Origin of the sequence: Streptomyces flavusporus, from assembly GCF_046267975.1 — a bacterium.
GTDB classification, from domain to species: Bacteria; Actinomycetota; Actinomycetes; order Streptomycetales; family Streptomycetaceae; genus Streptomyces; species Streptomyces flavusporus.
Genome location: NZ_CP176503.1, coordinates 718,903 through 744,264, shown reverse-complemented (window position 1 = coordinate 744,264; position 25,362 = coordinate 718,903). Strand labels below are relative to the sequence as shown.

Genomic DNA, 25,362 nt, shown 5'->3' with positions numbered 1-25,362 from the left:
CAGCAGGGCAGGGAGCCTCCGCCTGCGCAGAGCCCAGCCCTATCAGTGTGCACCGGTTGCCGAAGGAGCACCCTGCCGCAGGTCGGTGTTCCTCAGATGCTCTCGCAGCCACTGCTCGGTGTTGTTCACGTGCATCAGCGCGGCGGCCTGGCTCAGGACAGCGTCACGGGCGGACAGGGCATCGTAGATCGCCTCGTGTTCCGCGAGGGTCCTCCCCGCGGCCTGGTCGTCGACGAGGCCGCGCCAGATGCGGGCGCGCAGGGTACGGCCCGAAATGCCTTCCAGCAGGGTGAGCAGTGTTTCGTTGCCCGTGGCCGAGACCACGGCGCGGTGGAACGCCGCGTCGTGCGCGTTGAGCCGTTCGACGTCGTCGCGCGCCGCTCGCATGGCGTCCAGGTGCTGCTTCACCTCTGCCAGCTGTGCGTCGGAGATCCGGGTGGCGGCCGAGTGCGGTGGCGACCGGTTCGAGGAGCCGTCGCACCTCCATCAGGTCCAGAATCGCCGCCGAGTCGCTCTGCAACAGCTCCACCGCGCCGCCGAGGCCTTCGAGCAGCAGGCTCGGCTGGAGGCTGGTCACGTAGGTGCCGTCGCCCCTTCGCACTTCGAGAACGCGGGCGACGGCGAGTGCTTTGACCGCCTCGCGGGCCAGGTTGCGGGACAGGCCCAGCTGGACCGCCAGCTCCGGCTCCGGTGGCAACTTCGAGCCCGGTGCCAGCGCCCCGGTCCGGATCAGCTCACGGATCTGCTCGATCGCCTTGTCCGTCAGAGACAACGCCCACCCCTTCCGTCTCCCGGAGTGTTCTCCGCGCTGTTCGGCGTGGGTACGTCCGGCCTGATCAAATCCTGCGTCCGAAGGTCGTCCCAGATGCGTTCCGGCAGGTGCCCCAGAGTGGCACTGATGATAATGGGGTGGCTGAAAGGGAAGGCGATCGCGGCCGCGGGCAGGTTCGTGCCGTGACGTCGGCTGGATCTCGCCATGGCCCCCGGCGTCGGGCGGTCGCGGGAGCCTGGCCGACTGGTTCGTGCCGACGCCGATCGCGCCGGTCACTCCTGGGTCGCGTAGGTCCCCGAGGGTGGGCAGGGCCTCGTTGGTGGCTTGCTGTCAGTGGCAGGCCCGGGACCCGCTCTGGAGTCGCCGGCATGCGAGAACCCCCGGGCCGCAGTGGCCGATGTCACCGGTCCCTCGGGGGAGACCCCGGCGCGGCGGCGAGGACGCGGACGTCCCAGGCGCCGAGCCGCACGGGCGTACCGGCCGGGACCACGCCGCCGTCCAGGGCGTCGGTCAGGTCCACCGGGGCCTGGGCGGTGACCGGCTGCCAGCTCCAGTTGTGGACGACGTGGACGCGGCGGCCGTCGGGGGCGGTGCCGGTGGCGACGGTGACCGAGTCCGGCAGGCCCTGCCAGCCGCTGCACGGCGAGGGCACGAGCCAGGCGGCGAGCGCGCGGGCCAGCTCGCGGCCGGGCACGGTGCCGACACAGGTGACGCGGCCCGCGCCATGGCGGCGGGTGGTGACGGCGGGCCAGCGCCCGAAGTGCGGGTGATCGTACTTGGCCAGGACGTCGGCGTCCTCAACGGCCAGGCCCTCCACCCAGCGGGTGGCCACCGCGTCGCCCGGGAGCTGGAGCGGGCTGTCCGGCGTGATGCGCAGCGGCAGGTCGGCGTGGAGGTTGCTGAACTCGTCGTACCGGACGCCCGCGGCCTGAACCAGCCGCGCCGGGGTCACCTCATGGCGCGCCCGCGCCTCGTGGTCGCCGTAACCGGTCCGGGGGCCCAGGACCAGGTGTCCGCCGGCCTCCGCGTAGGCGCCGAGCCAGTCGAGCATCCCGTCGTCCACCACGTACAGCGCGGGGGCGATGAGTACGGGGTGCAGCTCGGCCGCCGACTGCGGTGTGAATCCCGGGCGTTCGCCGCGCGGGTCGTGCAACTGGCGGGCGTGCAGGATCCGTACCTGGCGCCCCGCCTCGAACGCGCCCCGGTAGAACGGGTCGAAGATGCCCTCGTACGCACCCGCGTCCGGGCCGCCGTCGGGACCGGCGAGCGGTGGGTGCCTGCGCATCAGCCACTTGCTCGGCGCCGAGTACACCATCGCGATGTCGGCGTCTGGGACGATTCCGGCGACCAGGTCTCCGGCTCGCTCGAACTCGGCTCCCAGTCGGGCGAGTTCACCGTAGACACGTCCCGGTCGTCCGCTGTGCGGGAGGATTCCGCCCCAGTACGTCTCGGCGCCGAAGTGCAGTGTGTGCCAGTGCCAGTACTCGATCATGCGGGCCCCGCGCGCGACCAGCGCCCACGCGGCCTGCCGCCACTGACCGTCGAAGGCCGGTCGATTGTCCGAAGTGCCGCCGATGGCCTGGGCGTTGGTCTCCGTGATCAGGAACGGCTCCTGGCGCGAGGAGTAGATCCGGTCGGCACTCTGATGCAGCGCCCACGCCCCGTACGCCATCCACTGCTGCGGCAGCTTCTCGCGCGGCGGCTCGGGCATCGTGAGGCTGTCCTGCATGTCGTAGTACGGGTTGCCCGCGGTGATGTCGAGGCTGTCGGTGAGCTCGTCGTCCTCCAGGCCGGGGGAGCCGTAGGCGAGGCAGGTGGTGACGAACTGGCCGGGCCGCGCGTACTCGCGCACGATGCCGGCCTGCCAGGCGATGAACTCGGTGGTCTGGCGTGCCTGGAACGCCTGCCAGGCCAGGTCGTACTGGGGCTGCGCGTTGCCCTCCGGGGTCCACAGGTCGGCCCAGGTGGACAGCCGGTGCGACCAGTACACCAGCCCCCACTCGCGGTTGAGGGTCTCGACGTCGCCGTATCGCTGCCGCAGGTCGTCGACGAAGCGCTGGAAGACACCGTGGTTGTGTGGCAGTCGCGGGCCGGGCTCGTTGTCGACCTGGAAGCCGATGACCGCGGGGTGGGCGGCGTAGCGGTCCAGGATCGCGCGGATCACCCGTTCCGCGTGGAAACGGAAGGCCGGGTGGGTGAAGTCGACCTCCTGCCGGGCGCCCCACCCGGCAGGCTTGCCGGCGGCGTCCTCGGCGGCGATCTCCGGGTACTGCCGGGCCAGCCACGGCGGCACCGCGTAGGTGGGAGTGCCGAGCACGAGCGAGATGCCGCGCTCGTGGGCGCCGTCGAGGACGGGTTGCAGCCAGTCGAGTTCGAAGCGGCCGTTCTCCGGCTCCCAGGTGGACCACACCGACTCGCCGACGCGGATGACGGTGAACTTCGCCTCCGCCATGAGATCGAGGTCGGTCTTGAGCCGCTCGTACGGCTGGTACTCGTGGTAGTAGGCGGCGCCGAACAGGACGCGCGCGGGCAGAGGAGTCATGCGAAGTCCTCGAGGAGACGGCCGGGTCGGGGAGGAGGTGGGTGGCCCTCGCACGTCCGGTGCGGCGCGTCGTCGGGCAGGCCGACGGTGCTCGTCGAGACGCCGCGCGCCGGGCCACGTCCGCGATGGTCACCATGGTGGTGTCTCGGCGTTCTCCCTGTCGGCTGGTTGGGCAACTCATGACTCTGGCCCTTCGCTCCGAGACGGTTCCGAGACGGCGAGTGTCGAAGCGCTTCACCTAGGAGGCAAGGTTATGACAGATTTCCAGCGAAACAAGTGCTCCCAGTAAAAGAAACATTTCTCTACCACGGGCATTGACACCCGATCAGTGGCGATGCCAGCGTCGAAGCGCTTCAACGACTGTGTCTCTCCCGCTCGTCGAGGAGTTCCTCCCGTGGGTTTTGCATTCCCGTCCGAAGCCGACCGGCTGCCGTTCCGTGATCCCGCGCTCCCGTTGGACAAGCGCGTCGACGACCTGCTGCAACGGCTCACGCTCGACGAGCGGATCGCGCTGCTGCACCAGTACGCGCCGTCCGTCGAGCGCCTGGGCGTCGCCTCCTTCCGTACCGGCACAGAGGCACTGCACGGCGTGTCCTGGCTCGGCGAGGCCACCGTCTTCCCGCAAGCGGTGGGGCTCGGCGCCACCTGGGACGAGGACCTCGTGCACGAGGTCGCCACGGCCGTGTCGGTGGAGATGCGCGCCTTCCACCGGCACCGCCCGACGGCGACCGGCTCCGGCACCAACAGCCTTCAGGCGTGGGCCCCAGTGGTGAACCTGCTGCGCGATCCGCGCTGGGGCCGCAACGAGGAAGGTTACTCCGAGGACCCGCTGCACACCGGGCGGCTGGCGACGGCCTACTGCCGGGGCCTGGCCGGGGACCACCCCGACTATCTGCGCGCCGCTCCGGTGCTCAAGCACTTCCTCGCCTACAACAACGAGGACGACCGCTGTGTCACCTCCTCCGGCCTCCGGCCCCGCGTGCTGCAGGAGTACGACCTGGCGGCGTTCCGCCCGGCCGTCGCCGACGGCTCGGCCACCGGTGCGATGGCGGCGTACAACCTCGTCAACGGCCGTCCCTGCCACGTCAGCCCGCTCATCGAGACGGAACTGCGGCGCTGGGCGCAGCCGACCGGCCACGAGCTGTTCGTGGTCAGCGACGCCGAGGCACCCTCCAACCTGGTCGACCCCGAGCACTACTTCGACGACCACGCCGCGGGCCACGCCGCCGCCCTGAAGGCCGGGATCGACAGCTTCACCGACCAGAACGAGGACAGCACGACCGTGACCGGCCGGCTGCGCGAGGCGCTGGACCGCGGCCTGATCGACGAGGACGACATCAACCGCGCAGCCCGCCGCCACCTGCAACTGCGCTTCCGGCTGGGGGAATTCGACCCCGACCTCGACCCGTACGCGAGCATCGGTGCCGAGGTGATCGACAGCCCCGAGCACCGCGCCCTCGCGCGGCGCGCCGCGACCGAGTCGGTGGTGCTGCTCAAGAACGAGGGACTGCTGCCCCTGGCCACGCGCGACGCACCCCGCGTCGCGGTCATCGGCCCCCTCGCCGACATGCTCTGCGAGGACTGGTACAGCGGCACACTCCCTTACGGTGTCACCGTCGCGGCCGGGTTGCGCGCAGCCCTGGCGGAGCACGGCGGCGAGGTGGTGTGCGTCGAGGGCGTCGACCGTATCGGACTGCGCTCGCGCACCAACGGCCGTCTGCTGTGCGGGACTTCCTTCGACGTGGCCGACTGGGGTCGCGGTGCGCTCACCCTCCGGGACGCCGACACCGGCCGCTACCTCAGCCTCAAGGACGACGGCTCACTCGCGGCGGACCAGGAACGGATCAAGAGCTGGTTCGTGCACGAAGCCTTCTTCCTGGAGTCCCTCCCCGGTGGCGATCCGGACACCGTGCTGCTGCGCAACCGCCACACCGGCCGCTACGCCGCCGTCGACCCCGCCGATGGCCGGGTGACGATGACGGCCGAAAGCCCCGAAACCGCCGAGCACTGGCGACGCGAGCTGGTGCGCGACGGCTTGGCCGAGGCCCGTGCCGCCGCCGAACAGGCCGACACCGCGATCGTCGTCCTCGGCAACCACCCGCTGATCAACGGCCGCGAGACCGAGGACCGCGCGGACACCGCCCTGCCCCAGGCGCAGGAGGCGCTGCTTCGCACGGTTTTCGCGGTCCGCCCGCAGACGGCGCTGGTGGTGATGAGCAGCTACCCGTACGCCGTCGACTGGGCCGATGAGCACCTGCCCGCCGTGGTGTGGACCTCCCACGGCGGGCAGGAGACAGGCCACGCGCTGGCAGATGTGCTGCTCGGCGAGGCCGAGCCCGCCGGCCGTCTGCCGCAGACCTGGTACCGGGGCGACGACCCGCTGCCGAACCCGCTGGACTACGACATCATCAAGGTCGGCTGGACCTACCAGTACCATCGGGCTGCACCGCTCTACCCCTTCGGCCACGGGCTGTCCTACACCGACTTCGCCCACCGCGACCTGCGGCTGTCCGACTCGTCGATCGCCCAGGACGGCGAGGTCGAGGTCACGGTGACGGTGGCCAACACCGGCGCACGGGCCGGCAGCGAACTGGTCCAGCTCTACGTCCGTGCCCTGGACGCCCGTTACGAGGCACCCCGGCAGCGCCTCGCCGACTTCCGCAAGATCCGCCTGGAGCCGGGCGAGAGCCGGGAGCTGACCTTCCGGCTGCCGGCCGAACGGCTCGCCCACTGGGACGTCGTCACCGGCGCCTTCACCGTCGACCCCGGCGACTACGAGATCACCATCGCTCGCTCCGCCGAGCACCCGGTCCTCACCGCGCCGCTCACCGTGACCGGGCCGGCCCCCGCGCCCCGCACGGTCCTGGACCGGCGCACCCTGGCCGTCGACTTCGACGATCACACGGACATCGAGATCGTCGACGCCACCCGTACCAGCGGTGACGCCGTCACCACGGCCGACCCGGCCCGGCCCGCGACGCTGCTCTTCCGCAGCGTCGATCTCACCGGCGCCGTGCGGGTGGAGGCCGAGACCGCCCGCGAGGACGCGGAGGCCGGTGAGGCCCGGCTGGAACTGCGGGCCGGCGAGCGGCTGCTGGCCGAGACCGGCGTACCCGTCACCGGCGACCGCCACATCTGGACGACCATCGCGGCCGAGCTCGCCGCCCCGCTCGACGGCGTCCACGACCTCACCCTGACGCTGCATGGCGGTTTCCGGCTGGCCGCCTTCAGCCTCGTCACGTCCGACTGAGACCGCACCAGCACGCGTACCCGCGGGTCACCTCCCAGTATCTGCTGTGCACCGTCGAGGCCGACGACGTGCGCTGGTGGCCGCCTGGCTGCTGCGCTCGCGTGACGCGGCCGGAGGTGGCCTGAAAGATTTTCTGGCTCGCGGCAACCCTTTGCGAAGGCTGTGACCACAAGGAAGCGGATCCGCGCCTCCGGTGTCCGGATCCACTCTCTCGTGAACAGTTCGCAAGGAGAACTACCCCCCATGAGCAACCCCACGAACCGCGGGCGCCGCGGGCGTCATCGCCGTCGCTGGACCGCCACCGGTGTGCTGGTCGGCGTGCCCGCCATCGTCGTGCCGTACTTCCTGTACATGCAGGAGGACTCGCAGGCCGCGACGGTCGACGGCGATGCCTACTACCAGCTGGTTTCCGTGCGCAGCGGCAAGGTGCTGGACGTCAACGGCTTCTCCACCGCCGACGGCACCCGTATCCAGCAGTGGACCGACCAGGACACCGCCAACCAGCAGTGGAAGCTGAAGCCCACCGGGGACGGCTACTACCAGCTCGTGAACCGCAACAGCGGCAAAGTGCTGGGCATAGCGGGCGATTCGACCGTCCAGGCCGCCGCCGCGGAGCAGCAGACCGACAGCTCCTCCACCTCCCAGGAGTGGCGGATCGACGAGGTGAGCGGTTCCGGCGCCGTCACCCTCACCTCCCGCAGGAGCGGCCAGGTCCTGGACGTCTCCGGGGGCTCCACGGCTGACGGCGCGGCAGTCGTCCAGTATCCGAGCACGGGCAGCACCAACCAGCAGTGGAAGCTGGTGAAGACGGCCGAGGCCCCGGCGGCCGGGACCGGCGAGGCGCAGACCACGGCCGCGGCCGGACCGTACCGGTGGAAGAACGCCCGGGTGGTGGGCGGCGGTTACGTCACCGGGCTGGTGTTCAACCCGCGGGAGAAGGGCCTGCTGTACGCGCGCACCGACATGGGCGGCGCCTACCGCTGGGACACGGGGGCCGAGCAGTGGATCCCGCTGACCGACTGGGTCGGCGAGAAGGACTGGAACCTGCTGGGCATCGACTCGGTGGCCACCGACCCCGTCGACCCGCGCCGGCTCTACCTCGGGGCGGGCACCTACACCAACGAGTAGGCGGGCAACGGCGCGATCCTGCGCTCCACCGACCGGGGCCGCACCTTCAAGCGCACCAATCTGCCCTTCAAGCTGGGCGCCAACGAGGACGGCCGCGGGGCGGGCGAGCGGCTGGTGGTCGACCCCGCGAACAACAGGAACCTGCTGCTGGGTACCCGCAAGAACGGCCTGTGGCGCAGCACCGACCACGGTGTGACATGGAGCCAGGTCTCCTCGTTCCCCGTCAAGGACGGGGCGAGCAGCGGCGGGGGCATCTCCTTCGTGACGTACGGCCCGGCCGGAAGCAAGACGATCTACGTCGGCGTCGGCGACAAGTCCACCTCCCTGTACCGCTCCACCGACGGCGGCAGCACCTGGCATGCCGTCTCCGGGCAGCCCACCGGCCAGCTGCCGCAGCACGGAGTGCTCTCCGGTGACGGCTCGCTGTACCTGACGTACACCGACAACCTCGGACCCAACGGCGTGACGGCGGGCTCGGTGTGGAAGTACACGCCGGGCAGCGGGACGTGGAAGAACATCTCCCCGTCCCAGGGCAATTACGGCTTCTCCGGGCTGGCCGTCGACCCGCGGAAGCCGTCAACGGTGATGGTCACCACCCTCGGCCGCTGGTGGCCTGAGGATGAGATCTACCGGAGCACCGACGGCGGCGCGACCTGGAAGGCACTGGCCGACAAGTCGGTGCGGAACACCTCCGCCGCTCCTTACGTCGGTACCGGCACCGGACACTGGATGACCGCCCTGGCCATCGATCCCTTCAACTCCGGGCACGTGCTGTACGGCACCGGCAACGGCATCTGGCGCAGCAAGGACGCCACCGCCACCGACAGCGGCGGCACCAGCCACTGGACCGCGGGGGCCCGCGGCCTTGAGGAGACCGCGCTGATGGACGCGATCGCCCCGCCCGGCGGCGCCACCGTCATCACCTCAATGGGCGACCAAGGCGGCTTCCGCCACGGCTCCCTGACCAAGGTGCCCGCCGGGCGACTGAAGAACCCGATGATGACCAACAGCACCGACATCGACTTCGCCCAGTCCAACCCCTCGATGATGGTCCGCGTCGGCCGTGGCGGCGCGCAGGACGGCGCCTACTCCACCGACGGCGGCAGCAGCTGGAGCGGCTTCAAGACAGAGCCGGTGGCCGGTGCCGAGGACGGCCATGTCGCGCTCGCGGCGGACGGCTCCACCATCGTCTGGACCGAGGCCGGCCAGGTCCCGTACCGCTCGACCGACAAGGGGACGAGCTGGTCGCGGGTCGGCGGTCTGGGCACCGACGCCGTGGTGGTCGCCGACCGTTCCTCGGCCAAGACCTTCTACTCGCTGTCCGGCGGCACGCTCTACGCCAGCACCGACTGCGGCGCGACGTTCACCGCCCGCGCCACCAACCTGCCCGCCGACGGCCGGCTCAAGGCCGTCCCCGGCATCGCCGGGGACCTGTGGATCGCCGGCGGCGGCAAGGGGCTGCTGCACTCCACCGACGGCGGCCGCACGTTCACCACGCTCAGCACGGTGAAGTCCGCCTCCGCCCTCGGCTTCGGCAAGGCCGCGCCGGGCGCCTCCTACCAGGCCCTGTACCTGATCGGCACCGTCAAGGACGTCACCGGAGTCCTCCGCTCCACCAACAAGGGCGCCACCTGGCTCCGCGTCAACGACGACGCCCACCAGTGGGGGAGCATCGGCGGCGTGGGCGTCATCACCGGCGACCCCGACACCTTCGGCCGCGTCTACGTCGGCACCAATGGACGCGGCCTCCAGTACGGCGACCCGTCCTGATCCTGACGCCGGAGCGGGGCCGCGGGCACGTCGGCCTGTGGCCCCGCCTGGCTGGGGGACCTCACGAAGGCGTGGGCCGCGTCACTTCGCCGGCCGGCCGTTCGACACGGACCGCTCCCACCCACCACCGCGTGCGCGAGGGCATGCGCGCAAGCCGGATTGTCTCGCGCGATCGAAGCACCGCTGTCCTCCTGGTGACGGCTCAGTGCCGCAGTTTCCGTCCCACTAGTACTGCACGGTGCTTGCGGTGACTGATGGCCAGGTCAGGGGCTGTGTCCGCGTCGTTTGTAGTGGCTGGTGCGGGCCGGCGGTTGGTGAGGCGGGTGATCAGCCGTCGTATCTCGGCGAGGCTGAGGTGGATGAGCTGGGAGGATCCGTTTCTGCTTTGCTGGCATCCAGCTGCCGGGCTCGCAGGACGGTCAGGCAGGCGTGGGCGGCCATGGCGAGGGTCATGTGGCGGTGCCATCCGGGATAGCGGCGGACTTGGTAGTCGTCCAGGCCGCATTTCTGCTTGACGCTTTGGAAGCATTCCTCGATGGCCCATCGGCTGTCCGCGATGCGGATCAGGTCATCAAGCGTGGTCTGGGCGTGGCAGTAAGCAATGTAGTAGGAGATCTCCTGCGGGCCGGCAACGCTGCGGCGGGCGATCACCCAGTGGCGGCGGTCGGGCCGGTGCCAGGGCTGCACCTCGACCCGGGCCCAGTCGTAGATCCGCAGGCCGTGAGCCCCGCTGCCGCAGGAACGACACTTCCATTTCTGCCGGACAAGACCGCTGAACAAGTCGTGGACGGGATGGTCGATCGCCCAGCGGGTGACCACGGTGTCGTGGCGGGTGGTGGCCATGACGTGGAAGACGCCCGCCCGCTCCAGCTCCGACCGCCAGCCCTTGCTGAACCCGTAGGCGGCATCCGCGGTCACCCACCGAAACGGGATCTTGTCCACGATGGCGCGGCGGACCATCGCCTTGGCCATGGCCACCTTGGTCTCGAAGGCGACCTCGTCGTCAATGCCGGCCCGGCGGCACCTTTCGCGGTCGTCGGTCCAGGAGGTGGGCAGATGCAGACGCCGGTCGATCAGCGTCCGCCGGCGGTCGGTGGCATAGGCGAGGAAGACGCCGATCCGGCAGTTCTCCGTCCGCCCGGCGGTGCCGGAGTACTGCCGCTGCACCCCGGCCGACCGTGTCCCCTTCGTCAAGAAGCCCGTGTCGTCCACGACCATCGAGCGCACCATGTCGTCGCTCTTCGGCTACCGCGGACTCAGCCCGCGCTACGAGTGTCATCCCCGCAACCACCACAAGCGTGCCCCTCAGGTTACGCATCGAGTTGAAGCGCTTCGACATTCATCACGCCTGTCGCGAATCAGTCATGGATCGCGCGGCTGCCGCAACCCTTGTTCGCCGGCGTCGGCACTCACTTCCGAGATTCCGCTGAAGCCCAGCTCACCCGGGGTGAAGCTGCGTCGAGGGGCGGAGTTCAGTCACCCTCGACCGCAACTATTGCTGAAAAGATGCCCGTACGACCCATTGTCTTCCTTGAAAACGCATCGTTAGTGTCGCACAGCATCGAAGCGCATCGACACGGTCTATCTCCAGCCCTCCCCACCTCGCGCCACCGAACGACTCAGGGCCGGCCCGCCCCGCCGGTCGGATCCACGAACACGAAGGGCCGCACCGAGATATGAGCATCGAGACCAGCCGCCGAGCCGTCCTGCGAACGGCCGGGGGAGTAGCAGGCGCCGCCTCGTCCCCGCCACTGCCGGCAGCCTGCGGCGCCGGCAAAGGTGACGCCGGCAGCAAGGATGCCTTGGCCGTTGCGCTGGTGAAGACGACCACGACCGGTGGGCGGCCGCGTTCTGTGCTGTTGTCCGGCTCGATCAGTAACCAGGTCTTCACCGCCCCGAACGAGCGGGCGCGGCCCGCGCCGAAGGCGGTTCGGCGGCGTCGATGTGCCCTTGGTGGCCCTCACCTCGGTGACGCCCTCGCGCTCTCCGGCGGCGACACGTCGCACCCGGCAGACGAGCGGGACGGCGCCGAGTGCCACAGCCCGGTGACGCCCACGAGGGCCGCAGCCGGCTTTTCCTCCCGACCGCTGGGACACCGGCCGGCGCCTACCCGTCACCGGCCACGACCCGCTCACGGACGAACCGGTCGGTCGGCGCGGGGTGATGCGCGGGGTGACATCACCCACCCGTGGCGCGGGCGGTGCTGCGCCCACGGCTGACACCGTCCGATCCTCTCCGGCCCCCAGAGCCGCTGGAACCGCTGCACCTGCACACGACCAGTGCAGGCCCACACCAGAAAGGCAGGCCCCACATGCCCCCTACGCCGAACCTCTCCCGGCGAGGACTGCTGGCCGCCGGCACGGCCGCGGCCGCGCTTCCGGTGCTCGCCCCCTCCGCCCACGCGACCGGAAAGGCAAGACGTACGCCGTACAGCTTCCGCAACGCGGAGATAGTCGGCGGCGGCTTCGTCACCGGCATCGTCTTCAACCAGCGCGAACCCGGACTGGTGTACGCCCGTACCGACATCGGCGGCGCCTACCGCCTCGACACGGCGTCCCGGCGGTGGATTCCCCTCAACGACTGGATCGGCTGGGACGAGTACGGACACACCGGCATCATCAGCATCGCCACCGACGAGGTCGACCCCGACCGCGTCTATCTGGCGGCGGGCACCTACACCCTTCCCGACTGGGATCCGAACATGGCGGCGATCCTGCGCTCGACCGACCGCGGCCGCACCTGGAAGAGCACCTCCCTGCCGTTCCGGCTGGGCGGCAACATGCCCGGCCGGGGCATCGGCGAACGGCTGGTGATCGACCCCAACCGCAACAGGATCCTCTACCTGGGAGTGCGCGGGGGGCACGGGCTGTGGCGTAGCACCGACTACGGCAAGACCTTCGCGAAGGTGACCAGCTTCCCCAACGCGGGCAACTTCGTCCCCGACCCCACCGACCCCAACGGCTACAACGGCGACAACCTGGGCGTGCTGCAAGTCGTCTTCGACAAGCGCACCGGCAGAGCGGGGAAGGCCACCCGGACCCTCTACGTCACCGTCGCCGACAAGGACAACATCCTGTACCGATCCACCGACGCGGGAGCGACCTGGGAACGCGTCCCCGGCCAGCCCACCGGCTACATCCCGCACCACGCGGTCTTCGACCACGTCGGCGGCTACCTGTACCTGGCGACCAGCAACACCGCCGGCCCCTACGACGGCTCCAAGGGCGATGTGTGGAAGCTGGACACCGCCACCGACACCTGGACCCGCATCAGCCCGGTCCCGTCCACCAGCGACGACGACACCTACGGCTACAGCGGCCTGACCATCGACCGGCAGAACCCGGATACCCTGATGGTGTCCACCCAGGTCAGCTGGTACCCCGACTGCATCCTCTTCCGCTCCACCGACGGCGGTGCGAGCTGGACCCGGGCGTGGGACTGGGCCACCTATCCCGAACGCACGCTGCGCTACGACATGGACATCTCCGCCGCTCCCTGGCTGACCTGGAACGCCTCGCCGTCGCTGCCCGAGATGGCCCCCAAGCTGGGCTGGATGATGGAGTCCGTCCAGATCGACCCCTTCGACTCCGACCACTTCATGTACGGAACCGGAGCGACGATCTACGGCGCCAACAACCTGACGGACTGGGACAGCGGCGGCACGGTGCACCTGTCCGTGCGGGCCCACGGCCTCGAGGAGACCGCGGTCCTCTGCTTGATCAGCCCGCCCGCCGGTCGCGCGCACCTCTTCTCCGGCGTGGGCGATGTCGGCGGCTTCCGGCACACGGATTTCCACAAGGCGCCGAAGATGTACGACAGCCCGACCTTCGGCATCACCCCTGCCCTGGACTACGCGGAGCTGGCGCCCCACACCATCGTGCGAGTCGGCAACCCCACCAGCGGCTGGACGCAGCACTTCGCCATCTCCACCGACAGCGGCGACACCTGGACGCCGTCGGGCAGTGAGCCGTCCGGCGTCACCGGGCCCGGAGTCGAGGACCAGGCCGTCGCCATCAGCGCCGACGGCAAGCGGATCGTCTGGTCACCGGCCGGTGCGCCGGTCAGCTGGTCCGACGACCACGGAGCGACCTGGACGGCTTCGAAGGGGCTGCCGACCGGGGTTCCGGTGCGCTCCGACCGGGTGAACCCGGCGAAGTTCTACGCCTACGCCTCCGGCGTCTTCTACGCCAGCACGGACGGCGGCAAGAGCTTCAAGGCCACGGCGGCTACCGGTCTGCCCACCGCGGGGAACGTACGGTTCAAGGCGGTACCGGGCCACGAGGGCGACATCTGGCTGGCCGGCGGCACCAACAAGCCTGCCACCCCCACGCCGTACGGGATGTGGCGGTCGACCGATTCCGGGAGATCCTTCACCAGATTCCAGGCGGTGGACGAGGGCGACGCCGTCGGGTTCGGCAAGGCAGCACCGGGCGCCACGTACCCCGCCGTCTACACCAGTTCCAAGATCGGCGGCGTGCGCGGCATCTTCCGGTCCGACGACGCGGGCCGGACCTGGATCCGCATCAACGACGACCGGCACCAGTACGCCTGGACGGGCGGCACCATCACCGGAGACCCCCGGGTCTACGGCCGCGTCTACTTCGGGACCAACGGACGGGGAGTCATCTACGGCGACCAGAAGTGAGGCCGACTCGCTGTGATCTCCGGTCAGGCCGACCAGCGGCAGTGACCGCGGAGGCTCCACCCCGAGGACCGGGGTGGAGCCTCCGGCTTGAAGGGCGACGATGACGCCCTCGCAGTCGCCGGTGCGCGGCTGTACCAGCGGCGCGGTCAGCGGCGACAGCCCGACGCCGAGGTGCTCCCGGGCGCCGGGGCGCAGGCCCCCGCCGCCGTGGAGTCGCCGCGGTTGCCGATGTTCGCCCTGGTGACCGTGGGGTGCACGCTGGCCGGGTTCGTGCTGACCTCGGCGGTCGGTATCGACCCGGCGTGGGCGGCCCTGGCGGGCGCACTGGCCCTCGCCGTCCGGGCCCTGTTCCAGCAGCGCACCAACCCTCGGGCCCTGCTGGTGGCCGCCTCCGTGCCCTTCCTCGGCTTCGTGCCGGCCCTGGGGATCGTGGTCCGGGCGGTCGTGGACAACGGTCTCGACGAGGCGCTGGGGCATCTGATCCCGGACGGCACAGGGCCGCCGGAGCTGCTCGTTCTCGCCGCGCCGGCCGCCGTACTCGCGGTCGAGGGCACCTGGCCGGCCTGCGTGGACGCCGCCCGCGCCCACGCCCCGGCGGACACCGACGTCGTCCTGCTGCACGTCACCCCGGCCGACGTCCCCGGCGCGGCCCACGGTGCCTTCGCCGGTCTTCTCGGCCGCGGCCACCCCGAGCGCGACCCCGGCACGCGGCTGGAACAACTCGCTGCCGCGTCCGCGCAGGAGTTGCTGCAGGCCGCCGCCGACCGGCTGGGGCGCCCCTGTACGCGCACCGAGCGCACCGGTCGCGTGGAGCGCGAGGTCGTCGCCGCGGCCGCGGGGCTGCGACCTGCTGATCCTGGCCCGCGACGGCGACCGCACCCACCTCGGCCCGCACAGCCTCGGCCCGGCCAGCCGCTTCGTCGTCGACCACGCCCCCTGCCCGGTGCTGCTGGTCTGGCCGGAGTCGCCGCCGGGGCTGCCCACCATGCCGTCCCCGCCGCCGCATCCCTGACGGGTGACGGCACCCCGCCGGCGTGGCTCCTCCGGCGGGGTGCGTCGCTGCCCGGTGACGAACCAAGCGCTCAGCAGGTGGAGTTGGTCTGGGTGAGCAGGCCCATCCGCCAGGGCAGGCGGAGGTAGTCGCCGCCCGCGCCGGGGTCCATGCCCTGGTACACGTACTGCAGTCGGCACGGGTTGATGGTCAGGGTCTGGTCGTTGCTCGCGCGGACCAGTTCGCCGTGGCTGATGTCCTGGGTCCAGGCGCCGCCGGGGAAGGTGACGTTGTTGCGGCCGGCGAAGGGTTCGTTCTCCGTGGCGGCGAGAGGGGTCCAGCTGCCGGTGAGGCTGGTGGAGGTGTAGGAGCGGAAGTAGCGCCGGCCGGTGGAGCCGATGGCCTCCTGGATGAGCAGGTACTGGTTGCTGCCGGCCACCTTGTAGACGTTGGTCGCCTCGAAGAGGTTGAACTTGGTGTCCGACAGCACTATTTGCGTGTTGCCGAAGCCGTTGGGGAAGTTCGCGAGGCTGGTTTGAGCGCGGTAGATGTGGCCGTTGTCGTCGCTGAAGAACAGGTGGCAGTTGGCCGTGTCGCAGATGACCCAGAAGTCGATCCAGGTGCCGTCGCCCTTGTTCTGGGTGACGATCGGCGGCTCCTGGGAGATGAAGGTGCGCGGCGCGGACCAGGAGCGCGGGTCGGCGGGGTTGGTGCTGGTGGAGTAGGTGGGCGGGCCGGTCTGGTAGACCATGTACCAGAGGTTCTGCGGCGCGAAGTAGAACACCTGCGGGGCGGCCCGGTAGCCGGGGCCGATGGCCGAGGCGGTGTCGAGGTAGGTGTGCGGTGCGGAGGCGGCCTGGGACCAGTCGGCGAAGTTGAACTGCACCAGGCCCCAGCCGGCGGGGCTGGCGGTGGTCGCGTAGGTCAGCCACTGGTTGTTGTGCCGCACGATGGAGAAGTCCTTGATCGCCAGCGCCTGGGGGTGCTGGGCGTCGGGCTTCGGGCCGGCCAGGACACCGCTGGAGGACCAGCGGAACGTCGACGGCAGCGAGCCGCTGCCCCCACCGCTTGCGACGCGGACCAGTTGCCACTGCTGGTTGGCCCCGCCCCAGTCGGCGTACTGCACGACCTTGCCGCCGTCCGCGGTGGACGCGCCCTGCACCTCGACGGCCTTCCCGCTGTTGCGGTTGATCAGCCGGACGTGGCCGTCCGGGGAGTCGGCGAGCCGGAACTGCTGGTTGGTGCCGTTCAGATCGCTCCACTGCACGATATCCGCCCCGTCGGCGGTGGAGTAGTTGTAGACGTCCAGCACCTTGCCGGAGTGCTGCGCCTTCAGCCGGTAGTAGCCGCCGCCCGAGTCGACGAACTGGAACCGCTGGTTCGCGCTGTCGGTACGGGTCCACTGCTGGACGGCCGCGCCGTTGCCGGTGTCCGCACCCGACACGTCGAGCGCCTTGCCGCTGCCGCGGTTGACCAGCACGTACCAGGCGTTCGGATCCACCGTGGCCGCCTGCGCCGGCCCGGCCGCGCCGAGCGTGGACAGGAGCGCCGCCAGCAGGGCGGTCACCGCGGTGAACACCGCCGTTCGCCTGCTGCGCCTCCACGGCGGAGCTGTGTATGCCATGCGCATGCCAATCATCTGTCGACTCTCCCTTACTGTGTGCGGCTCCCGCCGGGGCGCCTGCCGGCCCGCCGTCTTCGAGCGATGCGGATTGGTAGCGCTTCCAGCGACGAAATATCGAACATAGGTCGGCATGTCGGAGATCTGAGCGCACAGTACTGACGCGTCCGGTGGGCGTCAACGGAACGGTGCGAGAATGACGGCGGCAGCGACCGAGGGGATGAGGAACGGCGACCGCGCCGGAGTACGGTTATCGCAAGCCTCCCAAGAGCCGCAGCAATCTGTGGAGTTGGTGTTCCTCGAGCTGGAGCACCCGTGGTCGGTGGAGATCATCCGCGGCGTCGAGCGTGTGGCGCGCCGGAACCGCGTCGGGGGCGGACCGGCGCATCGCCATGATCAGCAGGCCGGACCACGGCTTCTGCAGCGGCCCGGCTGCCGGGTTACTCGTCCGCTCTCGCCGACGCTGGCCTCCCGGCGCAACGGCCTGGTGGTGAGGACCCAGCTCACACGCGAGCACGGGTACACGGCCGCACGGGAGGTGCTGTCCCGCCCCGATCGCCCCAGCGCCGTGTTCACCGCCTACGACATGCAAGCGGTCGGCGTCTACCAGGCCGCGCGCGAGCTCGGTCTGCGCATCCCGCACAACCTCAGCGTGGTCGGCTTCGACGACGTACCGGCCGTGGCCCGGATGGATCCGCTCCTGACCACCGCCCATCAGCCGCCAGCCGAGATGGCCACGGCCGCCACCGAACTCGCCCCGGCGCTTGGCCGGGGCGAGGCGGTGCCACAGATCGGGCTGGAGATCGCGACGACCCTCACCGTCCGGGACAGCACGGCTCCGCCGGAGGGGGAGTGAGACGGCCGAAGAAGTGCTCAGGACGCCGTACAGGCAGTGCCGTTGAGGGTGTAGGTGTTCGGCGGGGTGGTGTTGCCGGTGTGGGCTGCCTGGAAGCCGATGTCGACGGAGGCGTCGGGGACGATGGTGGCGTTGTGGGCGACGTTCCTGGCGGTCACCCGGCCGGAGGCGGGAGAGTAGTCCGCGTTCCAGCCGGAGGTGATGGTCTGGCCGTCGGGCAGGGTGAAGACGAGGGACCAGCCGGCGATCGCCGTGGTGCCGGTGTTGGTGATGGTGATGCTCGCGGTGAGGCCGGTGTTCCAGGCGCCGACGGTGGTGGTGACCCGGCAGGTCGCGGTCCCCGGTGGCGGGTCGGAGGTCTGGAACTGTGTGAAGAACTTCCATACCTCCGCCGGCAGCCAGGTCCTGGAGCCGCTGTCACCGGGGGCCCCGTCCTGGGGAGCGGCGATGTGTCCTTCGTCGAACGCGGCCCAGACGACCGGATGCCCGGCCGAGCAGCCGGAGTAGGTGGTGATCCGGTGGGTCAGGCTGCCCGGTGCCGGCTCCGGCGGGTTCTGGGGGGTGCAGCCGTTGTTCCTGACGAACCTGTCCCGCATCGCCCGTCCGCCGGAGATGCCGAGGACGTTGTCCCTGAGGCCGTGCACTCCGAGGTAGGCGATGGGCTGGGTGCCGCCGCTGCATCCGCTGAGCTGCCCGCCGCTCTGCACCGCGACCGCGCGGAAGACCGTCGCGCGGGAACACGCCAGGGCGTACGACATCGCGGCGCCGTAGCTGAAGCCGAGGGCGAAGCGCTGTGTGGTGTCGACGCACAGGTCCGCCTCGATGCGCCTGAGCATGTCGTCGACGAAGGTGACGTCTTCGCCGCCGGCGTTGGCCCAGCCGTTGTTGAGGCCCTGGGGTGCGACGAAGACGGTGCTGTTGTTCGCCAGTCGCTGCAGCCCGTAGTAGGCCCAGGTGCCCGTCTCCACGGTGCGGCCGGTGGCGACGTCGGTCGAGGTGCCGCCCAGCCAGTGGAACCCGAAGACCAGCCGGTAGGGCCGGCTGCGGTCGTAGCCGTCGGGGATGCGCAGGATGAAGGTGCGGTTCTTGCCGTTGGTCTGGATCGTGTGCGTGCCGCTCGTCAGGGTGGGGGTTTTGCCGCAGCCGGAGCTCGGGGCGGCGGTGCTGACGGATGCGGCGGCCGGGCGGGGGGCCGTGAGCGGGGCGTTCCCGCCCTGGCCGTGGCCCAGTGCCGTGCCTGCCATGCTCAGGACGATCAGCGCCGCGACCACGGCGGGCCATAACAGGGTTCGTGTCCTCGTCATGAGACTCCCCTTCTTGGGGCGTGGTTGTTCACGCGCGGGACCACTTCTGGTTGGCCTGGCCGTTGCAGGTCCACAGCACCAGCGGGGTCCCGTTGGCGGTGCCGGCCCCGTTGGCGTCGAGGCACAGCCCGGCGTGGACGTTGCGGATCGAGCCGTCGGCGCCGACGGTCCACTTCTGGTTGTTCTGGCCGTTGCAGGGCCAGGTGATCACCCGGGTGCCGTTGGTGGTGCCCTGGTTGTAGGCGTCCAGGCACTTGTCGCCGTAGACGCGGATCTCGCCGCCCGCCCAGGTGGTCCACAGCTGGTTGGCGGCCGTGTGGCAGTCCCACAGCAGCACCGTGGCCCCGGCGGCGGTGGAGGCGTTGTCCACGTCCGCGCAGCGGCCGGAGGCGTTGCCCCGCAGACGTGAGGTGGTGGCGGTCAGCGGGCTGCCCCCGGTCACCCGGAACACGGCCACGCCGTGCGGGGGGACGCTCGCCGAGATCTGCCCGGCCGTGCTCGACGTACCGCCGGTCCACAGGTCGGTGAGGGTGAACGGCCCGCCGGACAGGCCGACTTGTCCGGCCGTCGTGGTGACCGTCGCGGTGCCCTCGCCGCGGTTGAACAGGCCCACCGCGACCGAACCGTCCGACAGGGGCTTGGCGAACACCTCGGTGGCGCCGTCGTCGCGCACCCTGCGCCCGCCCGCGCCCAGCGGATCCTGGTTCACCGCCAGCAGGCGCGGGTTGCGCAGGATCGCGCTCACGTCGGCGGACATGGTGCGGATGTCGTTGCCGGCCATGAGCGGGGCGCCCATCAGCGCCCAGAGGGCGAAGTGGGAGCGGGACTCGGTCAGTGACAGTCCGGGACGGCCGACGACCAGCATGTCGGGGTCGTTCCAGTGTCCGGGACCCGACTGTGCCGCCAGTGGCGCGGTGACGTCCAGGACGTTGCCGACGCCCATCGGGTAGCTGTTGGTGTTGCCGTTCTGCCAGATGTCGAGCAGGTCCTCGGTCGTCCGCCACAGGTCGGCGACCTCGCCCCAGTTGTACGTGGCGCCGGTGGGGGCGTGGAAGCTGTTGGGGTTGATGCTGTAGACGATCGGCCGCCCGGTGGCGCGCAGCGCGTCGCGCATCAGTGTGAACCGGGCGACCTGCTCGTCACGAGTGCCACTGGAGGAGCACCAGTCGTACTTGAGGTAGTCCACGCCCCATGAGGCGAACGTGGCGGCGTCCTGGGCCTCGTGGCCCTTGCTGCCGGTGGAGCCGGGGTAGGTGCCCACGCCCTGGGCACACGTGCGCTCGTTGGGCGCCTGGTAGATGCCGAACTTCAGGCCCTTGCTGTGGATGTAGTCCCCGAGCGCCTTCATTCCGCTCGGGAACTTCGTCGGGTTGGCCCGCAGGTTGCCCTGTGCGTCACGCTGCGGGTCGAACCAGCAGTCGTCGACCACCACGTACCGGTATCCGGCGTCCCGCATCCCCGAGGACACCATCGCGTCGGCGGCCTGGCGGACCTGTGCCTCGGTGATCCCGCACCCGAAGCTGTTCCAACTGTTCCATCCCAGCGGCGGGGTGAGCGCCGGGCTGCCCGGAGCGGCCGATGCGGGGGAATGGGCGGAGGCCGTGACGGACGCGGTGACCGTCAGGGCGGCGGCTGCGAGGAGGCGGAGGAGTCGTCCACTTGAACGTCTGAGCACCAAGGGCTCCTTCGAGGGGGTTCGAAATTTCGAGTGCCGTTCGGAAGCTTGCGATGTCAGGGATGTTAGAGATGCACCCTGGTGTGTCAACAGCCTGTAACGCGACAACTCCAGCTATCTGCAAGGCATTTCGGGAAGCCGACTCTTCGAATGTTTCGAAGTTCTGGCGAATTGTGCGAGGAGTATTGACGGCCTTCCTCGGTCCCCTATCATCCGGGTTGCTCGACTTGTCGATCCACGTCCGAGATATCGAATGGCGTGAGCCGCCCCCAGTGGACGAAGCGCGAGGAGGACGCCCCGACATGGAGATGTCATGGCCTCATCAATCTGTCTCTCGTCGCCGCGCGCTGGCCGCCGCCACCGGCCTGGCCGCGGGCGCCCTCCTCCCCACGGCCAAGGCCTCCGCCGAGGCGGCGGCTTTCACCAACCCGGTGACCTGGCAGGACTTCGCCGACATCGACGTCATCCGCGTCGGCGACACCTACTACGCTTCTGCCTCGTCGATGCACTACTCGCCGGGCGCGCCCGTTCTGCGGTCGTACGACCTGGTGAACTGGGAGATCGCCGGTCACTCGGTGCCCCTGCTCGACTTCGGCGCCAAGTACGACCTGAACGGTGCGCGTGGCTATGTCAGAGGGATCTGGGCGTCGTCGCTGGCCTACCGGCCGAGCAACAGGACCTTCTACTGGCTCGGGCAGATCGACTTCGCGCGTACCTACATCTACACCGCCGGCGCCGTCGAGGGGCCATGGAGCAGGCTGACGACGATCAGCACGCCCTACTACGACGCCGGGCTGCTCGTCGACACCGACGACTTCCTGTACGTGGCGTACGGCAACACCACCATCAGTGTGGCCCAGCTCTCACCCGACGGCCGCAACCAGGTCCGTACGCAGGAGGTGTTCAGGACACCGTCGAGCGTCGGCACCCTCGAGGGCGCCCGCTTCTACAAGATCAACGGGCAGTACTACATCTTCCTGACCCGCCCCGCGAACGGCCAGTACATCCTGAAGTCGTCGAGCGGCCCCTTCGGGCCGTACACGATGCGGCAGGTCCTCCTCGACCTGCGCGGACCGATCCCCGGCGGCGGCGTCCCTCACCAGGGCGGGCTGGTGCGGACGCAGAGCGGTGCCTGGTACTACATGGCCTTCGTCGACGCGTACCCCGGCGGTCGGATGCCCGCTCTCGCTCCGGTCACCTGGACCTGGGACGGCTGGCCCGTGGTGCAACTCGTCGACGGCGCATGGGGCACCTCGTACCCCAGCCCAGCCGTACCCCCTCCGCCCCGCCCGGTCACCCCCATGACCGGCGTCGACACCTTCGACGGCACGACCCTCAAGCCGAGGTGGGAGTGGAACCACAACCCGGACAACACCAAGTGGTCGGTCGGCAACGGCCTGACCCTGCGGGCCGCGACCGTCACCCACGACCTCTACTGGGCCCGCAACACCCTCACGCACCGCATCCAGGGCCCCACCTCCACCGCCACCGTCCAGCTCGACCACTCCACTATGCGGGACGGCGACCGGGCCGGACTCGCGCTGCTGCGGGACTCGTCCGCCTGGATCGGTGTCAAACGCGACGGCGGCGTGACGCGGGTGGTGATGGTCACCGGGCTGACCATGGACACCAACTGGAACACCGCCTCCACCGGCTACGAGGTCGCTAGCGCGCCCGTCTCCGGCAGCCGTGTCTGGCTGCGCGCCAACGCGGACATCCGCCCCGGCGCACCACGCCCCGGCACCTTCTCCTACAGCACCGACGGCACCACCTTCACCCGCCTCGGACCCACCTTCTCCATGGGCAACGACTGGCGGTTCTTCATGGGCTACCGATTCGCCCTCTTCAACCACGCCACCCAGGCACTCGGCGGCGCGGTCCGCTTCACGCGGTTCGAGCTGTCCACGCCCTGAACCAGTCCGGCGAACGGCACCCTCCCATCCCCCCACCCCTGCGAGGAGAACCATGAACCTGCTGAAACGGCTCGGCATGCGCCGGGCCTCCGTCTTAGGTGCTGGCCGCGATCGTCCTGGTGAGCCCGGGGACGGCGACCGGCTCACCCGACGCCGCCGTCCAGGCCTCCACCCTGGGGCCCCAAGCCGCCCAGTCCGGACGGTACTTCGGGACCGCCGTGGCTGCCGGACGGCTCGGCGACGGCACGTACACCACCGTCCTGAACCGAGAGTTCAACTCGGTCACGCCCGAGAACGAGATGAAGTGGGACACCACCGAGCCGTCCCGCGGCTCGTTCAACTTCGGTTCCGCCGACCAGATCGTCAACCGCGCGCAGGCCCGCGGTCAGCGCGTACGCGGCCACACCCTGGTCTGGCACTCCCAACTGCCCGGCTGGGCCGGCTCCACCAGGGACGGGTACACCCTGCGCGGCCGGGCCCCGCCACAGCCGTCAGGCACTGGAGCGGACGACCAGGCGGGTCGGCAGGATCAGCGGAGTGGGGTCCTGCCCGTTGACGAGCGCTACCAGCATGCGTGCCATCTCCCGACCCAGAGCCTTTATGGGCTGATGGACGGTGGTGAGCGGCGGATCGGCGATCTGGGCGACGGTCAGGTCGTCGAAGCCGACCACGGAGACGTCGGCGGGCACCTGTCGCCCGGCCTTCCGCAGTGTGCGCAGCGCTCCGGCGGCCATGTTGTCGTTGGCGGCGAACACCCCGTCCACATCAGGGTGGTTCGCCAGCAGCGCGGTCATGGCGGCGGCTCCGCTGGGCTCGGTGAAGTCCCCCTCCTGCGGCGGGAACGGCTCGAGGCCGGCGGCCAGCATGGCGTCCCGGTAGCCGCGGTACCGGGCGCGCCCGGCCTCGGTGTCCAGCCGCCCGCAGATCGCGGCTACACGAGTCAGGCCGCGTGAGACCAGGTGCTCGGTCGCCTCGCGCGCTCCGCCGACGTTGTCGACATCGACGTACCACCGGGGAGTCGAACCGACCGGGCGTCCGCCGAACACGACGGGCATCTGCGCCTCCTCGGCCATCTGCGTCAGCGGGTCGTTCTCGCGCAGCGCCATCAGCATGACGCCGTCGGCACCCCTGGACCGAAGGAGTTCCGCCACCCGCTTGCGGCCCCGGTCGGAAGCGGCCAGGCACAGCATCAGATGCAGGTCGGCCTCCTCCAGCGCGGCCGACGCCCCCACGATGATCTGAGCGAAGAACGGATCGGCGAAGATTGACGGATCCTCGCCCGAGACGACCAGGGCGGCCGCTCCCGTCTGCCGCGTGGCCAGAGCGCGGGCGGTCGGATTGGGGACGTAACCGAGTTGCCGGACGGCCCGTTCGACGGCCTCACGTTTGGCGCGGCTGACGTGCGGGGCGTTGTTGAGGGCGCGGGAGGCCACGGAGCGGGAGACACCGGCGCGTTCGGCCACCTCGTCGAGCGTCGGCTGCCGACGCGGCGCATCTTCTGCCATGGACCGGGAGTCTTTCACAGATGGGGAGCCCTCAGCGCCGGTTGATTGGGATCGCTTCCAGTTCCTGGCGCTTCGGAGTCTTGTCTTCCTTCCTTGAGCTCAAGCGTGCGCCAACTATTGACAGTTAAACCAGCCCGCCCCACGATTGGGACCGCTTCCAGTGGGAGCGCTCCCAACGGCCGAAATCCCCTGCCGGAAACCGAGGTCCTGTGATGAGCCGCAGACTCCGCACCCTGGCGGCAGCGCTCTTCGCCCTGCCGCTGGCACTCGCCGCCGCACCGTCCGCACACGCGGCTGACCCCACCACCATGACGAGTGGGTTCTATGTGGATCCCAACTCCACCGCCAAGAGGTGGGTGGCCGCCAACCCGGGCGACGGCCGGGCCCCGGCGATCAACGCCGCCATCGCCAACACCCCGATGGCCCGCTGGTTCGGCTCCTGGAGCGGCACCATCGGCACCGCAACGGGGGCATACGTGGGAGCGGCGGACCACGCCGACAAGCTGCCCCTCCTCGTCGCCTACAACATCTACAACCGCGACTACTGCGGCGGGCACTCCGCGGGCGGAGCCGCCTCGCCGTCCGCCTACGCCAGCTGGATCGCCCAGTTCGCCGGCGGCATCGCAGGCCGCCCGGCCATCGTCATCCTCGAGCCGGATTCCCTGGCGGACTACGGCTGCATGACTCAGGCTCAGATCGACGAGCGCGAGGCCATGCTCACCGGCGCCCTCGCCGAGTTCAGCCGCCAGGCCCCCAACACCTGGGTCTACATGGACGCCGGCAACCCGGGCTGGGTCAGTGCGGCGACCATGGCCCGGCGCCTCCACGAAGCCGGCCTCCGCCAGGCGCACGGCTTCTCACTCAACGTCTCCAACTACTTCACGACCGCCGAGAACACCGCGTTCGGCAACGCCGTCAACAGTGAGCTAAGCGCCCGCTACGGCTACACCAAGCCGTTCGTCGTGGACACCAGCCGCAACGGCAACGGCTCCAACGGCCAGTGGTGCAACCCCGCGGGCCGCCGCATCGGCACACCCACCCGGACGGGCGGAGGCGCCGAGATGCTGCTGTGGATCAAGACCCCGGGCGAGTCCGACGGCAACTGCGGCGTCGGAACCGGCTCCACGGCCGGACAGTTCCTCCCCGAGGTCGCCTACAAGATGATCTACGGCTACTGATCCAGGACTCCCGCCGCCCGCACAGGCGACCAGCAGTCCGCCGGGCGGCGGGCATCTCCCTCCACCACCTCATCGACCAGGAAGCAGCCATGGAACCACGCAGCCCGCAGCGCCGCGCGGCCGCCGCCGTCGCGGCCCTCACCGCCCGCGCCGCTCTCACCGCGACGCGGGCGCAGGCCACCCCACGCAGGACGTGATCACCCCGCCACGAA

Annotated in this window: 10 protein-coding genes and 5 pseudogenes; 8 read left to right on the top strand and 7 right to left on the bottom strand. The window is 70.3% G+C overall.

Annotated features, from left to right (window positions below):
• Positions 1 to 42: 42 nt before the first annotated feature.
• A pseudogene (locus tag ACKTSN_RS03750) lies at positions 43 to 772 on the bottom strand (FadR/GntR family transcriptional regulator).
• Between the two features lie 400 nt (positions 773 to 1,172).
• Positions 1,173 to 3,314: a beta-galactosidase gene (locus ACKTSN_RS03745; protein ID WP_409467759.1), complete on the bottom strand. Its 2,142-nt coding sequence runs from the start codon at positions 3,312 to 3,314 to the stop codon at positions 1,173 to 1,175.
• Positions 3,315 to 3,708: 394 nt separating this feature from the next.
• Between ACKTSN_RS03745 and ACKTSN_RS03740 the strand changes: the two genes are divergently transcribed.
• A complete protein-coding gene (locus ACKTSN_RS03740; protein WP_409467758.1) occupies positions 3,709 to 6,564 on the top strand; it encodes a glycoside hydrolase family 3 protein in 2,856 nt (951 codons plus the stop codon).
• 243 nt (positions 6,565 to 6,807) lie between these two features.
• Positions 6,808 to 9,462, top strand: a pseudogene (locus ACKTSN_RS03735) (RICIN domain-containing protein).
• 327 nt (positions 9,463 to 9,789) lie between these two features.
• Here ACKTSN_RS03735 and ACKTSN_RS03730 read toward each other — a convergent pair.
• Positions 9,790 to 10,680, bottom strand: a pseudogene (locus ACKTSN_RS03730) (IS701 family transposase); the annotation flags it as partial.
• 1,093 nt (positions 10,681 to 11,773) lie between these two features.
• On the opposite strand from ACKTSN_RS03730, the gene ACKTSN_RS03725 reads away from it, so the two are divergent.
• The gene (locus tag ACKTSN_RS03725) at positions 11,774 to 14,107 is read left to right on the top strand and encodes a xyloglucanase (protein WP_409467757.1); all 2,334 of its coding nucleotides are present in this window, start codon (positions 11,774 to 11,776) and stop codon (positions 14,105 to 14,107) included.
• A gap of 507 nt (positions 14,108 to 14,614) precedes the next feature.
• Positions 14,615 to 15,119 (top strand): annotated as a pseudogene (locus ACKTSN_RS03720) (universal stress protein).
• A gap of 70 nt (positions 15,120 to 15,189) precedes the next feature.
• Here the strand turns inward: ACKTSN_RS03720 and ACKTSN_RS03715 are convergent.
• Positions 15,190 to 16,722 carry a non-reducing end alpha-L-arabinofuranosidase family hydrolase gene (locus ACKTSN_RS03715; protein WP_409467756.1) on the bottom strand — a complete coding sequence of 511 codons (1,533 nt, stop codon included), beginning with the start codon at positions 16,720 to 16,722 and terminating at the stop codon, positions 15,190 to 15,192.
• A 289-nt stretch (positions 16,723 to 17,011) separates the two neighbouring features.
• Here ACKTSN_RS03715 and ACKTSN_RS03710 point away from each other — a divergent pair, with 289 nt between their 5' ends.
• Positions 17,012 to 17,575 carry a substrate-binding domain-containing protein gene (locus ACKTSN_RS03710; RefSeq protein WP_409474728.1) on the top strand — a complete coding sequence of 188 codons (564 nt, stop codon included), beginning with the start codon at positions 17,012 to 17,014 and terminating at the stop codon, positions 17,573 to 17,575.
• Positions 17,576 to 17,592: 17 nt separating this feature from the next.
• On the opposite strand, the gene ACKTSN_RS03705 is transcribed toward ACKTSN_RS03710, so the two are convergent.
• Positions 17,593 to 18,879 (bottom strand): cellulose binding domain-containing protein, encoded by a 1,287-nt coding sequence (locus ACKTSN_RS03705; protein WP_409467755.1) that lies wholly within the window; start codon positions 18,877 to 18,879, stop codon positions 17,593 to 17,595.
• A 28-nt stretch (positions 18,880 to 18,907) separates the two neighbouring features.
• Positions 18,908 to 20,554, bottom strand: a complete 1,647-nt coding sequence (locus tag ACKTSN_RS03700) for a glycoside hydrolase family 27 protein (RefSeq protein ID WP_409467754.1) — start codon at positions 20,552 to 20,554, stop codon at positions 18,908 to 18,910.
• Positions 20,555 to 20,856: 302 nt separating this feature from the next.
• On the opposite strand from ACKTSN_RS03700, the gene ACKTSN_RS03695 reads away from it, so the two are divergent.
• Both ACKTSN_RS03695 and ACKTSN_RS03690 read left to right on the top strand, forming a co-directional pair.
• Entirely contained in the window at positions 20,857 to 22,467 is a 1,611-nt protein-coding gene (locus ACKTSN_RS03695) for a glycoside hydrolase family 43 protein (protein WP_409467753.1), read from the top strand.
• Between the two features lie 52 nt (positions 22,468 to 22,519).
• Positions 22,520 to 22,940, top strand: a pseudogene (locus ACKTSN_RS03690) (endo-1,4-beta-xylanase); the annotation flags it as partial.
• A gap of 18 nt (positions 22,941 to 22,958) precedes the next feature.
• Here ACKTSN_RS03690 and ACKTSN_RS03685 read toward each other — a convergent pair.
• Positions 22,959 to 23,972, bottom strand: a complete 1,014-nt coding sequence (locus tag ACKTSN_RS03685) for a LacI family DNA-binding transcriptional regulator (RefSeq protein ID WP_409467752.1) — start codon at positions 23,970 to 23,972, stop codon at positions 22,959 to 22,961.
• A gap of 212 nt (positions 23,973 to 24,184) precedes the next feature.
• On the opposite strand from ACKTSN_RS03685, the gene ACKTSN_RS03680 reads away from it, so the two are divergent.
• A complete protein-coding gene (locus ACKTSN_RS03680) occupies positions 24,185 to 25,150 on the top strand; it encodes a glycoside hydrolase family 6 protein (RefSeq protein WP_409467751.1) in 966 nt (321 codons plus the stop codon).
• Positions 25,151 to 25,362: the final 212 nt, after the last annotated feature.

What these genes read in the sequence shown, in the direction of transcription:
- ACKTSN_RS03745 (WP_409467759.1), bottom strand. Translation starts at nt 3,314, where the DNA reads ATGACTCCTCTGCCCGCGCGCGTCCTGTTCGGCGCCGCCTACTACCAC.
- ACKTSN_RS03725 (WP_409467757.1), top strand. Translation starts at nt 11,774, where the DNA reads ATGCCCCCTACGCCGAACCTCTCCCGGCGAGGACTGCTGGCCGCCGGC.
- ACKTSN_RS03715 (WP_409467756.1), bottom strand. Translation starts at nt 16,722, where the DNA reads ATGGCATACACAGCTCCGCCGTGGAGGCGCAGCAGGCGAACGGCGGTG.
- ACKTSN_RS03705 (WP_409467755.1), bottom strand. Translation starts at nt 18,879, where the DNA reads ATGACGAGGACACGAACCCTGTTATGGCCCGCCGTGGTCGCGGCGCTG.
- ACKTSN_RS03695 (WP_409467753.1), top strand. Translation starts at nt 20,857, where the DNA reads ATGGAGATGTCATGGCCTCATCAATCTGTCTCTCGTCGCCGCGCGCTG.
- ACKTSN_RS03685 (WP_409467752.1), bottom strand. Translation starts at nt 23,972, where the DNA reads ATGGCAGAAGATGCGCCGCGTCGGCAGCCGACGCTCGACGAGGTGGCC.
- ACKTSN_RS03680 (WP_409467751.1), top strand. Translation starts at nt 24,185, where the DNA reads ATGAGCCGCAGACTCCGCACCCTGGCGGCAGCGCTCTTCGCCCTGCCG.